This window comes from Cupriavidus cauae, assembly GCF_008632125.1.
GTDB classification, from domain to species: domain Bacteria; phylum Pseudomonadota; class Gammaproteobacteria; order Burkholderiales; family Burkholderiaceae; genus Cupriavidus; species Cupriavidus cauae.
The window spans coordinates 155755-168244 of record NZ_VWRN01000034.1 but is presented as its reverse complement, the minus strand read 5'-3'; the positions used below and the strand labels follow the sequence as shown (position 1 = coordinate 168244).

Annotated in this window: 11 protein-coding genes; 8 read left to right on the top strand and 3 right to left on the bottom strand. The window is 66.6% G+C overall.

The window, feature by feature from the left end; all coding sequences use genetic code 11:
• Positions 1-11: 11 nt before the first annotated feature.
• The 6 genes from ispH (at position 12) to F1599_RS12985 (ending at position 6615) form a co-directional block, all read left to right on the top strand.
• Positions 12-971 (top strand): 4-hydroxy-3-methylbut-2-enyl diphosphate reductase, encoded by a 960-nt coding sequence (ispH, locus tag F1599_RS13010; RefSeq protein WP_149316717.1) that lies wholly within the window; start codon positions 12-14, stop codon positions 969-971.
• Between the two features lie 599 nt (positions 972-1570).
• Complete coding sequence (locus F1599_RS13005; RefSeq protein WP_149316718.1) at positions 1571-2767, top strand: branched-chain amino acid ABC transporter substrate-binding protein; 1197 nt, start codon at positions 1571-1573, stop codon at positions 2765-2767.
• 220 nt (positions 2768-2987) lie between these two features.
• Positions 2988-3923, top strand: a complete 936-nt coding sequence (locus F1599_RS13000; protein ID WP_149316719.1) for a branched-chain amino acid ABC transporter permease — start codon at positions 2988-2990, stop codon at positions 3921-3923.
• A 13-nt stretch (positions 3924-3936) separates the two neighbouring features.
• On the top strand, positions 3937-5094 hold the full coding sequence (locus tag F1599_RS12995; RefSeq protein WP_149316720.1) for an ABC transporter permease subunit: 1158 nt from the start codon (positions 3937-3939) through the stop codon (positions 5092-5094).
• Positions 5095-5108: 14 nt separating this feature from the next.
• Complete coding sequence (locus F1599_RS12990; protein WP_149316721.1) at positions 5109-5885, top strand: ABC transporter ATP-binding protein; 777 nt, start codon at positions 5109-5111, stop codon at positions 5883-5885.
• A 13-nt stretch (positions 5886-5898) separates the two neighbouring features.
• Complete coding sequence (locus tag F1599_RS12985; RefSeq protein ID WP_149316722.1) at positions 5899-6615, top strand: ABC transporter ATP-binding protein; 717 nt, start codon at positions 5899-5901, stop codon at positions 6613-6615.
• 82 nt (positions 6616-6697) lie between these two features.
• On the opposite strand, the gene F1599_RS12980 is transcribed toward F1599_RS12985, so the two are convergent.
• The 3 genes from F1599_RS12980 to F1599_RS12970 all read right to left on the bottom strand — a co-directional run bounded on the left by F1599_RS12980 (position 6698) and on the right by F1599_RS12970 (position 10009).
• Entirely contained in the window at positions 6698-7174 is a 477-nt protein-coding gene (locus F1599_RS12980) for a nuclear transport factor 2 family protein (protein WP_187829095.1), read from the bottom strand.
• Positions 7175-7411: 237 nt separating this feature from the next.
• A complete protein-coding gene (locus tag F1599_RS12975) occupies positions 7412-8599 on the bottom strand; it encodes an acetylornithine transaminase (RefSeq protein ID WP_150083359.1) in 1188 nt (395 codons plus the stop codon).
• A 354-nt stretch (positions 8600-8953) separates the two neighbouring features.
• On the bottom strand, positions 8954-10009 hold the full coding sequence (locus F1599_RS12970) for a CDP-6-deoxy-delta-3,4-glucoseen reductase (protein WP_149316725.1): 1056 nt from the start codon (positions 10007-10009) through the stop codon (positions 8954-8956).
• Between the two features lie 9 nt (positions 10010-10018).
• Here F1599_RS12970 and F1599_RS12965 point away from each other — a divergent pair, with 9 nt between their 5' ends.
• Complete coding sequence (locus F1599_RS12965) at positions 10019-10984, top strand: NAD-dependent epimerase/dehydratase family protein (RefSeq protein ID WP_150083358.1); 966 nt, start codon at positions 10019-10021, stop codon at positions 10982-10984.
• 511 nt (positions 10985-11495) lie between these two features.
• Entirely contained in the window at positions 11496-12476 is a 981-nt protein-coding gene (locus F1599_RS12960) for an ABC transporter substrate-binding protein (RefSeq protein ID WP_149316727.1), read from the top strand.
• Positions 12477-12490: the final 14 nt, after the last annotated feature.

Genomic DNA, 12490 nt, shown 5'->3' with positions numbered 1-12490 from the left:
TACCTCCCCGCATGTCCGAAATGACTCCCGCCCCCGACGCCGAGATCCTGCTGGCCCAGCCGCGCGGCTTCTGCGCCGGGGTCGATCGCGCGATCGAGATCGTGGAGCGCGCGCTCCAGCGCTTTGGCGCGCCGATCTACGTGCGCCATGAAATCGTGCACAACGCCTATGTCGTGGCCGATCTGCGCCGCAAGGGCGCCGTCTTCGTGCAGGACCTCGACGAGGTGCCGGCCGGCGCGACCGTGATCTTCAGCGCCCACGGCGTGTCGCGCAGCGTCCGCGCCGAGGCGCAGGCGCGCGGCCTGAACGTCTTCGACGCGACCTGTCCGCTGGTGACCAAGGTGCATGTCGAGGTCGGCAAGATGCGCGCCGAAGGCTGCGAGATCGTGATGATCGGCCATCGCGGCCACCCCGAGGTCGAGGGCACGATGGGCCAGGCAGACGGCGGCATGCTGCTGGTCGAGTCGCCGGCCGACGTGCAGACCCTGCAGGTCGCCGATCCCACGCGGCTGGCCTATGTCACGCAGACCACGCTGTCGGTCGACGAGACCGAGGAGATCGTCGCCGCGCTGAAGGCACGCTTCCCGGAAATCCGCGAGCCGAAGAAGCAGGACATCTGCTATGCAACGCAGAACCGCCAGGACGCCGTCAAGTTCATGGCGCCGCAGGTCGACGTGGTGATCGTGGTCGGCAGTCCCAACAGCTCCAACTCGAACCGCCTGCGCGAACTGGCCGAGCGGCTCGGCGTGCCTGCCTATATGGTCGATGCGCCGGAACAGGTCCGTCCCGAATGGATCGCCGGCAAGCGCCGCATCGGGCTGACCGCCGGCGCTTCGGCGCCGGAGGCGCTGGCCCAGTCGATCGTCGACCGGCTGCGCGCGCTCGGCGCGCGGCAGGTGCGTCCGCTGGAGGGCATCGAGGAAAACATGTCGTTCCCCCTGCCCAAGGGCCTGCAGGCGACCGCCGCCTGAGTCCCGCGGACCTTCCCGGTTTTTAGCAGCGCCCCGCCTCGAGCGGGGCGTTGTCGTTTTGGCCGGCGTGTTTTCGCGCCATTGCACCGCGCCATGCCGAGTGTCGTGCTTCCGCCGAAAGAAACTTAATCGTCACAACGATATATTGGCTCGGCACAAGGCGCGTCTTTTGCGAAGGACTTTAGGGTAATTCCCCTAAATACGGGTTTTCCCTCGATTGGTGCGAACGCGGATTGCCGACATTCTAAATTGGTGCATATTTCTTTTATGAAATGCCTAATTAATATCTATAAAGATAGGTGCCTTGTCAGCCACGCTGGAACGTCCGGAAGGCCGCCTGGTGACGTGGCGGGCACGGATCTTGTTAGGTATCTCAAAGAGCCCCTGTTGTGAATGGGAATTGCCCCAATGACGGCATTGGGGAAATTACCTAGCTCAATAGAAGGGTAAAAGGCTCAGGTTGTTGCGTCGCGTATTGCATCCGCAAAAAAAGGGGATACAATGCGCGCGTTTCAAATTGAAACTAAACCAAGGCGGTGCAGGGAAACGGACGGGAGGCGTTGCGTAACCCTGATCTTGTGAATCCTAGGAGATCACTCATGCAAATCACGTTGGCCAAGATTCTGCCGATCGCAGCGGCAGTGGCACTGGTTACTGCCTGCGGCAAGAAGGAAGAGGCGGCGCCCGGTGCGACGGCCTCGGCACCTGCCGCGGCGGCACCGGCTGGCGGCGAGGTGGTGGTAAAGATCGGCCATGCGGCGCCGCTGACCGGTGGGATCGCCCACCTTGGCAAGGACAACGAGAACGGCGCGCGCCTGGCCGTCGAAGAGGTCAACAAGGCCGGTCTGGAACTGGGCGGCAAGAAGGTCCGCCTGGAACTGGTCGGCGAAGACGACGCGGCCGATCCGAAGACCGGCACCTCGGTGGCCCAGAAGCTGGTCGACGAGAAGGTCGTCGCCGTGGTCGGCCACCTGAACTCGGGCGTGTCGATTCCTGCCTCCAAGATCTATAGCGATGCGGGCATCGTGCAGATCTCGCCGTCCTCGACCAACCCCGACTACACCAAGCAGGGCTTCAAGACGACCTTCCGCGTGGTGGCCACCGATGCCCAGCAGGGCCCGGCCCTGGCCAACTACGCCGCCAAGAGCCTGAACGCCAAGAGCGTGGCGATCGTCGACGACGCCACCGCCTACGGCAAGGGCCTGGCCGACGAGTTCGAGAAGACCGCCAAGGCCGCCGGCGTCAACATCGTGGCGCGCGAGGCCACCAACGACAAGGCCACCGACTTCAAGGCCATCCTGACCAAGATCAAGGGCAAGAAGCCGGACGTCATCATGTACGGCGGCATGGACGCCACCGGCGGCCCGTTCGCCAAGCAGGCCAAGGAACTCGGCATCCCGGCCAAGATCGTCGGCGGCGACGGCGTCTGTACCGACAAGGTGGCGGAACTGGCGGGCGATGCGGTCAGCAACATCATCTGCTCGGAGGCCGGCCTGGCGTTGTCCAAGATGGAGAAGGGCGCCGAGTTCCAGAAGCGCTACCAGGAACGTTTCAACGCACCGGTGCAGATCTACGCGCCGTTCACCTACGACGCCGTGATGGTGATCGTCGATGCGATGAAGCGCGCCGGCTCGACCGAGCCCGCGGCGATCCTGGCGGAGATGCCCAAGACCAACTACCAGGGCGTGATCGGCAACATCGCCTTCGACGAGAAGGGCGACATGAAGGAAGGCACCATCACGCTGTACGACTACAAGGACAAGAAGAAGTCCGTGCTTGACGTCGTGAAGATGTAATTCGGACCTACCCGGTCCTCCGAACGGCACCGTGAGTACTTTGCGGTGCCGTTCTTTTTAGCCTCGCCTTTTGTGACAGCGCCCTTACCATGGGTGGAACGCGGCAGGCCGTTGCTTTACCCGCTTACCAGCACATAACCACTTACCAAACCACTCACACCCCGCTGCCCGGTCGGCATCCATCCATGCCGGAAGTGCGGGCGGCAAGCCAGGAGTATTCATGGATATCCTTATCCAGCAGATCGTGAATGGTCTGGTGCTCGGCAGCATCTATGCGCTGATTGCACTCGGCTACACCATGGTCTACGGCATTCTCGGGATCATCAACTTCGCCCACGGCGATGTGCTGATGATCGGCGCGCTGACCGCACTGTCGGCAATTCTCGCACTCCAGCAATTCGCCCCCGGCCTGCCGGAATGGCTGACGCTGGTGATCGCCACGCTGATCGCGATGCCGGTCTGCGCGATGCTGTCCTATTCGATCGAACGGATTGCCTACCGGCCGCTGCGCAACGCGCCCCGGCTGGCTCCGCTGATCACCGCGATCGGCGTCTCCATCATGCTGCAGACCATCGCGATGATGATCTGGTCGCGCAATCCGCTGACCTTCCCGCAGCTGCTGCCCTCGAGCCCGATCGATATCGGCAACACCGGGGCCACCATCACCGGCAAGGAGATGGTCATCATCGGCATGGCCGTGATGGTGATGGCCGGGCTGCTGACGCTGGTCAACCGCACCAAGCTCGGCCGCGCGATGCGCGCCACCGCCGAGAATCAGCGCGTGGCGGGCCTGATGGGCGTGAACCCGAACTTCGTGATCTCGGCCACCTTCATGATCGGCGCGACCCTGGCTGCGCTGGCCGGCGTGATGATGGCGACCAACTATGGCAACGCGCACTTCTACATGGGCTTCATCCCCGGCCTGAAGGCGTTTACCGCGGCCGTGCTCGGCGGCATCGGCAACCTCGCCGGCGCGATGGTCGGCGGCATGCTGCTGGGCCTGATCGAGGCGCTGGGCGCCGGCTATATCGGCGACCTGACCAACGGCGTGTTCGGCTCGAACTACCAGGACGTGTTTGCCTTCATCGTGCTGATCACCGTGCTGGTGTTCCGTCCGTCCGGCATCATGGGCGAACGTGTGGCCGACCGGGCGTAAGGGGATCGCAACGATGAACACTCCGATTTCTACGACGGCGCAGGCCGCGCCGCTGACCAAGACGCCGGCCAAGACCATGTTCGCGCTGGCGGCCTTCCTGGTGATCGGCCTGTGCGCGCCGTTCGCCGTGCAGTTCCTGGGCGGCAACTACTGGGTGCGCGTGCTCGACTTCGCGCTGCTGTACATCATGCTGGCGCTGGGCCTGAACATCGTGGTCGGCTTCGCCGGCCTGCTGGACCTGGGCTACATCGCCTTCTATGCGGTGGGCGCCTATCTGATGGCGCTGCTCGGGTCGCCGCATCTGGCCAACCAGTTCGAGACCATCGCGCAGCTGTTCCCCAACGGCTTCCATGTCAGCGTCTGGTGGGTGCTGCCATTGGCGGCATTGGTGGCGGGCATCTTCGGCGTGCTGCTCGGTGCGCCGACGCTGAAGCTGCGCGGCGACTATCTGGCGATCGTCACGCTCGGCTTCGGCGAGATCATCCGCATCTTCATGAACAACCTGGACCGGCCGGTCAACATCACCAACGGTCCCAAGGGCATCACCGCGGTCGATCCGATCACCATCTTCGGCTTCAACTTCTCCAAGACGCACGAGTTCTTCGGCCTGAAATTCACGCCGGTGTTCATGTACTACTACCTGCTGATCCTGCTGGTCGTGGCGATCGTGTTCGTCTCGCTGCGACTGCAGAACTCGCGCATCGGCCGCGCCTGGGTGGCGATCCGCGAGGACGAGATCGCGGCCAAGGCGATGGGCATCAACACCCGCAACATCAAGCTGCTGGCCTTCGCCATGGGCGCGTCGTTCGGCGGTGTCTCGGGCGCGGTGTTCGGCGCCTTCCAGGGCTTCGTCTCGCCGGAATCGTTCACGCTGTGGGAATCGATCTATGTGCTGGCGATCGTGGTGCTCGGCGGCATGGGCCATATCCCGGGCGTGATCCTGGGCGGCATCCTGCTGATCGGCTTCCAGGAGCTGCTGCGCGTGGTGGCCGAGCCGGTGCAGAACATGCTGTTCGGCCATGTGATCGTCGACGCCGAGGTGCTGCGTCAGCTGCTGTTCGGCCTGGCGCTGGTCGGCGTGATGCTGTATCGCCCGGCGGGCCTGTGGCCGTCGCCGCGCAAGGAAGACCGGCCGGTGATTCGCCGCCCCGGTAGCGTTGGACGTCTGTGAAGCGGGAGGACCTGATGAGCAACGAAAACATCCTCCTGTCCGTCAAGGGAGTGAACAAGCGCTTCGGCGGCCTGCAGGCGCTGTCGGATGTGGGCCTGGAGATCCGGTCCGGCGAGATCTACGGCCTGATCGGCCCGAACGGCGCCGGCAAGACCACCTTCTTCAACGTGATCACCGGGCTCTACACCCCCGATTCCGGCGAGTTCGTGCTGGACGGCAAGCCCTATCAGCCGACCGCGGTGCATGAAGTGGCCAAGGCCGGCATCGCCCGCACCTTCCAGAACATCCGCCTGTTCGGCGACATGACGGCGCTCGAGAACGTGATGGTCGGCCGCCACGTGCGGACCAAGGCCGGCGTGATCGGCGCGATCTTCCGTCCGCCGGCGGTGCGCAAGGAAGAAGAGGGCGTCGAGGACATGGCGCATGACCTGCTCGAGTACGTCGGCATCGGCAAGTACGCCAACTTCACCTCGCGCAATCTGTCGTACGGCCACCAGCGCCGTCTCGAGATCGCCCGCGCGCTGGCGACCGAGCCCAAGCTGCTGGCGCTGGACGAGCCCGCTGCCGGCATGAACGCGACCGAGAAGGTCGAGCTGCGCGGCCTGCTCGACAAGATCCGCAGCGATGGCCGGACCATCCTGCTGATCGAGCACGACGTGAAGCTGGTGATGGGCCTGTGCGACCGCATGACCGTGCTCGACTACGGCAAGGTCATCGCGCAGGGCCTGCCGTACGATGTCCAGAACAACCCGGCGGTGATCGAGGCCTACCTCGGCACTTCGGCCCACTGACGGGGAGCCGCACATGAAAGACACACTACTGAAGATCGCCGGCCTGAAGGTCGCGTACGGCGGCATCCAGGCCGTCAAGGGCATCGACCTGGAAATCCGCGACGGCGAGCTGGTGACGCTGATCGGCGCCAATGGCGCCGGCAAGACCACCACGATGAAGGCGATCACCGGCCTGCAGCCCTGGGCCGGCGGGGAGGTCGAATATCTGGGCCGCTCGATCAAGGGCGTGCCGAGCTACGAGCTGCTGAAGCAGGGCCTGGCGATGGTGCCGGAAGGCCGCGGCGTGTTCGCGCGCATGACCATCACCGAGAACCTGCTGATGGGCGCCTTCACGCGCAAGGACGAGGCCGGCATCAAGGACGACATCGACCGCATGTTCGGCATCTTCCCGCGGCTGAAGGAACGCGCCAACCAGCTGGCCGGCACCATGTCCGGCGGCGAGCAGCAGATGCTGGCCATGGCGCGCGCGCTGATGAGCCAGCCGCGCCTGCTGCTGCTGGACGAACCGTCGATGGGCCTGTCGCCGATCATGGTCGAGAAGATCTTCGAGGTCGTGCGCGATATCTCCGGCCAGGGCGTCACCGTGCTGCTGGTCGAGCAGAACGCCCGCCTCGCGCTGCAGGCCGCCAACCGCGGCTATGTGATGGAGTCCGGCCTGATCACGATGAGCGGCAATGCCGCCGACATGCTCGACGACCCGAAGGTACGCGCCGCGTATCTGGGGGAATGAGCCTGTCGCGATAGGAAAACGGCGGCCGAAGGGCCGCCGTGCAGTCGCCAGCCCCGCCATGCCTGCATGGACGGGGCTTTTTTTATCGTTCCGCCGGCGCCGGCCGGATCGAATTGTGCGACGACACCACCTGCCACCCATGCGGCGTGCGTACGAACACGTCGGTGAAGACGACGTCCGTCGGCTTGGCTTTCGCGTTGGGCCGATAACGGTTGACGCCGGTGACCACCGCGCTGTCGCGAAACGTGCGTACCTTCAGTTCGGTCAGCGTCTGGCTGGAGCCCGGCGGCGGGGGGCCGGCGGACAGCGATTCGGCGCGGTTGCGCATCCCTCCCAGCGGCGAGATGTTGACGAAGGTCGGATGGAGCAGGCGTTCCAGCGCCGCGCGATCGCCGGACTCGGTGGCGGTCAGCCAGTCCTGCTCGGCCTTGAGGATGGCGGCGTGGTCGGCGGCCTCGTCGGCCGCGGCCGGTGTGGCGGCCAGGGTGCCGAGCGCCAGGGTGGCCACGGCAAGCGTGGTAGCCAGCCCGCGCCTGTGGGGATGGAGGCGACCGCCCATTGTTGTTCTCCCGGTCCTGGATGGCATCAGTATAGGCAAGCGAATATTACCGTCGTCCCCACGCGCGGCGGGTGGCGGTGAACGAAGGGGGGCTACGGAGAGGAGCCAAAGAAAAAGGCCGCCGTGCCATCGCAGCAGGGCGGCCCGTTTCCGAACCACGGGCGACCATCGCCGACCATCGCCGACCATCACGGACCATCGCGCCGTGGACGACGGCAGACGGCCGGCGCCAGAAGATCAGGCCAGCGACTTCAGCAGCGTCCGCAGCATGCCGATCATCTGGTCGATTTCCCCGCGGGTCACGTTCAGCGCCGGCATGAAGCGCAGCAAGTTCGGCCGCGGCGAATTGAGCAGCAGGCCCTCCGGCTGCATCTCGCGCGCCTGCTCGACCAGCTGCGGGCCGATGTCCTTGCCGAGCATCAGCGCGCGCAGCAGGCCCTCGCCCCGTTCGCCGGCCAGGCCGAACTCGTTCGACAGCGCCAGCAGCTGTTCGCGCAGATACGCGCCCTTCTCCTGCACCTGCTGCAGGAAGCCCGGCGCCAGCAGCTGCTCGAACACCGCGCTGCCCACCGCGCACATCAGCGGGTTGCCGTTGTAGGTGCCGCCCTGGTCGCCGGCTTCGAAGCTCGCCACCTCGGCCTTGCACAGCAGGGCCGACAGCGGCACGCCGCCGCCGATGCCCTTGCCCAGCGTCATGATGTCCGGCTCGACGTTCGACAGCTCGTAGGCGAACAGCGTGCCGCAGCGGGCGCAGCCGGCCTGCACCTCGTCGACGATGAACAGCAGCTTGTGCTTGTCCGCCAGCGCGCGCAGCCCTTGCATGAATTCGCGCGTGGCGGGCACCACGCCGCTCTCGCCCTGCACCGGCTCGAGCATGATGCCGACCGTCTTGTCGTTGATCAGCGCCTCGACCGAAGCCAGGTCATTGAGCTGGGCCTTCGGAAAGCCCGGCACCTGCGGCGCGAAGATCGTGTCCCAGCCGGCCTTGCCCGACGCGCTCATGGTCGCCAGCGTGCGGCCATGGAAGCTGTGGTCCATCGTGATGATCTCGTAGGCGCCGTTCTTGTGCTTGCGCCCCCATTTGCGCGCCAGCTTGATCGCGCCCTCGTTGGCCTCCGCGCCGCTGTTGGCGAAGAACACCTTGTCGAAGCAGCTGTTGTCGGTCAGCGTCTTGGCCAGCCGCAGCATCGGCTCGTTGTAGAAGGCCGGGCTCGGATTGATCAGCTTGCGGGCCTGCTCGTTCAGCGCCGCGATCATGCCCTCGTTCGAGTGGCCCAGGCAGTTGACGGCCCAGCCCTGCACGAAGTCCAGATAGCGCTTGCCCTGATGGTCCGTCAGCCACGAGCCCTTGCCCTCGGTGAAGACGAGCTCGGGCCGGTTGGTGATGTACATCAGCGATTGGACGGGATACTCAGCAAATGCCATGGCGGACTCCAGAGATCGGCAAACAAGGAAAAGGGAAGGGCGGCAAAACAAAAAAGCCACGGGGGTTGCCCGTGGCTTGATGACCTGAACAGACGCTGTCGACGGTCAGCCGCGTGGCACCCTGGCGGGATGCGACGTACGGAAGCTGCGTCGGATGTTGGCGTGGTTCATGCGGCCAACTATAAGACGCAGTCGCCCCAGTGTCAAAGACGACGGTGGCGGTCCGGGTCGTCATTGTTGTTCTCGTGAAACGATGGTGCGGTCGTGTGCGGGTGTGGCACGGCAAGCGGCGCGGGCCGGGCAGGGCGCGATCCGGGCCAGCTGGGCCAGCCCGGCCGCGCCGCGAGCCCTGGTTCAGGCCACGCCGGCCGGGTGCAGGTCGGCCTCGGAGGTGAACGAGTCGGCGAAGAACGCATCCTCGTGCAGCGCGCACTGGGCGGTGAAGTCGCGCCGCGCCGATTCGACCATCACCGGGGCGCCGCAGGCATAGACCTCGTGGCCCGACAGATCCGGGTAGTCCGCCATCACGGCCTGGTGGACGAAGCCGGTGCGGCCGTCCCACTCGTCCTCGGCCAGCGCGTCCGAGACCACCGGCACGTACCGGAAGTTCGGCAGCTCGCGCGCCCACTGCTCGCACAGCGCGTGCATGTAGAGATCGCGCGGACGGCGGCCGCCCCAGTACAGCGTCATCGGCCGCGTGATGCCGGTGTAGGCGGCGTGCTCGACGATGGCCTTGATCGGCGCGAAGCCGGTGCCCGAGGCCAGCAGGATGATCGGCTTGTCCGAGTCCTCGCGCAGGAAGAAGCTGCCCAGCGGACCCTCGAAGCGCAGGATGTCGCGCTCCTTCATTGCCGGCTGGCCCTCGCGCGCGCCGAACACATAGTCGGTGAAGGCGCCGCCCGGCATATGGCGGAAATGCAGTTCGATCGGGCCTTCCTCGTGCGGCGGCGTGGCGATCGAATAGCTGCGGCGCTTGCCGTCCCGCAGCAGGAATTCGACGTACTGGCCGGCCAGGTATTGCAGGCGCTCGGTGGCCGGCAACTGCAGCTTCGCCACGATGACGTCCTCGGCCACGCGTTCCAGCGATTGCACGCGGCACGGCACCTTCTTGATCGGGATATCGCCGGCGCCATGGACCTCGCGGCATTCGATGGTCACGTCCGAGGCCGCATTGGCGCAGCAGAACAGCGCGCGGCCCTCGGTCTTTTCCTGCGCGGTCAGCGCGGAGGCGGCATGGTCGCCCTGGACGATGTCGCCGGCGGTGACGCGGCCCTTGCACGAACCGCAGGCGCCGTTCTTGCACCCGTAGGGCAGGCCGATGCCTTGACGCAGCGCCGCCGACAGGATGGTTTCGTTCGCTTCCGCCTCGAATTGGCGGCCGCTCGGCAGCACGGTTACTTGATAAGCCATAATCTCTCGATGAGCAAAGATCTGTCGCCACCCCGTCTGGCCCGCCCGCGCTTGCTGATCGTGGGCTGTGGGGACGTAGGCATGCGTTGCCTGCAAATGCTTGCCCCGCGCTGGCGCGTGTTCGCCGTGACGTCGCAGCCCGGCCGCGTGGCGGCCTTGCGGGCGGCGGGCGCGGTGCCGTTGGTGGCCAATCTGGACGAGCCGGCGACGCTGAAGCGCCTGGGCGGCCTGGCCGATCGCGTGTTGCACCTGGCGCCGCCGCCGGCGCGCGGCGATGACGATCCACGTACCGTTGCCCTGTTGCGGGCGCTGCGGCGCAGCGCATGGCGCCGCCCCGCGCGGGAACCCCGCATTCTACCCGAGCGGCCCGGACGGGGGACCGGCGTGGCCACTCGCGGCGGCGCGCCGGCGCTGGTCTACGCCAGCACCAGCGGCGTCTATGGCGACCGCGGCGGCGCGCGCATCGGCGAGGCGCAGCCGGTACGGCCGCAGACCGCGCGGGCACGCCGCCGCGTGGCCGCCGAGCGGGCGGTGCGGAGCTTCGGCCGCGCCAGCGGCTGGCGTGCCAGCATCGTGCGGATTCCCGGCATCTACGCCGCCGACCGGCTGCCGGTGGCGCGCCTGCTCAAGGGCACGCCGGCGCTGGTGCGCGACGATGATGTCTACACCAACCACATCCACGCCGACGACCTGGCCCGCGCCATGATCGCCGCGCTGCTGCGCGGCCGGCCGCAGCGCGTCGTCCATGCCAGCGACGACAGCGAACTGCGCATGGCCGACTATTTCGACCTGGTGGCCGACCGGCGCGGGCTGCCGCGGCCGCCCCGGCTGTCGCGCGAGCAGATCCGCCAGGCCGTCGAGCCGGCGCTGCTGAGCTTCATGAGCGAATCGCGCCGGCTCGAGAACGCGAGGCTCAAGCGCGAGCTGCGGCTGCGGCTGCGTTATCCGACGGTTCACCACTTCTTCGAGACCTGACCCCCGCGGCCAGCGGCGCACACACCCCAGCAAGTGCCGCACCGCCGCGGCAGGCGCCGCACCTCCGCGGCAAGCGCGGCACCTCCGCGGCAATCGTCGTACCCCCGCGGCAAGCGCCGCCCCCCGATGGCATGGCGATTGCGTGCTTACGCCCGCCACCCTGTCTATACAGCATATTGGGGCACGATGCCCGCACGCCGTGCGGCGCCGTCACCAGCCTGGTGCGGGATACCGATCCGGCTGACCGCCGCGGGCCCCGCCAATCCCTTGCATCGCCCGTTATCGCTTTCCCTATCAGGGTTTGCGAGCAACGCCCGGGATCCGGGGCTGCCATTGGAGACGTCCCTTCGGCGGCGTGCCGTAGTGACGTTTCGTCGCCTTGACTTGTATATACAGGATTGCTACATTGCCCGGAAACCGACCGGCGCCCCGACCGAGGACGCCGGCACGACCCGGGCGGGCCGCCAGCCGGCGGCACCGTTCGCGACACCAAAGGAGCCAAACAGTGCAGATGCAGAAGCGGAAGTTGGGGAGTAAAGGGGGCGCCGGCCGTGCGCTCGGTTGGCTGGCCACGGTGGCGCTCGCCGCCGGTGCCGGCGCGGCGCAGGCCCAAACCACCAAGGTGGCGCTGGGCATGAGCGGCTGGACCGGCTTTGCGCCGCTGACGCTGGCCGCCAAGGCCGGCATCTTCGAAAAACACGGCGTCGACGTCGACATCAAGATGATTCCGCAGAAGGACCGCCATCTGGCGCTGGCCTCGGGCGCGATCCAGTGCGCCGCGACCACGGTGGAAACCCACGTGGCGTGGAATGCCAACGGCGTGCCGATCACGCAGATCGTGCAGCTCGACAAGTCCTACGGCGCCGACGGGCTGGCGGTGCGCAACGACGTCAAGACCTTCGCCGACCTGAAGGGCAAGACCATCGGCGTCGACGCGCCGGGCACCGCGCCGTATTTCGGACTGGCGTGGATGCTGAAGAAGAACGGCATGACCATCAAGGACGTCAAGACCACCACGCTGTCGCCGCAGGCGGCCGCGCAGGCCTTCGTCTCGGGCCAGAACGACGCCGCGATGACCTACGAGCCGTACTTGTCGACCGTGCGGCAGAACCCCGACAAGGGCAAGATCCTCGCCACCACGCTGGACTACCCGATGGTGATGGACACGCTCGGCTGCGCGCCGAAATGGTTGAAGGAGAACCCGAAGGCCGCGCAGGCGCTGGTCGACGGCTACTTCGAGGCGCTCGAGATGATCCGCAAGGAGCCGGCCAAGTCCAACGAGATCATGGGCGCGGCCGTCAAGCAGACCGCCGAGCAGTTCGCCAAGTCGTCCTCGTATCTGCGCTGGCAGGATCGCGAGGCCAACCGCAAGTTCTTCGCCGGCGAGCTGGCGCAGTTCAGCAAGGAGGCCGCCGCGGTGCTGCTCGATGTCGGCGTGATCCGCCAGGTGCCGGACGTGACGACGCTGTACGACCCGCGGTTCATCCGCTAAGCGGCAGGAGTAGC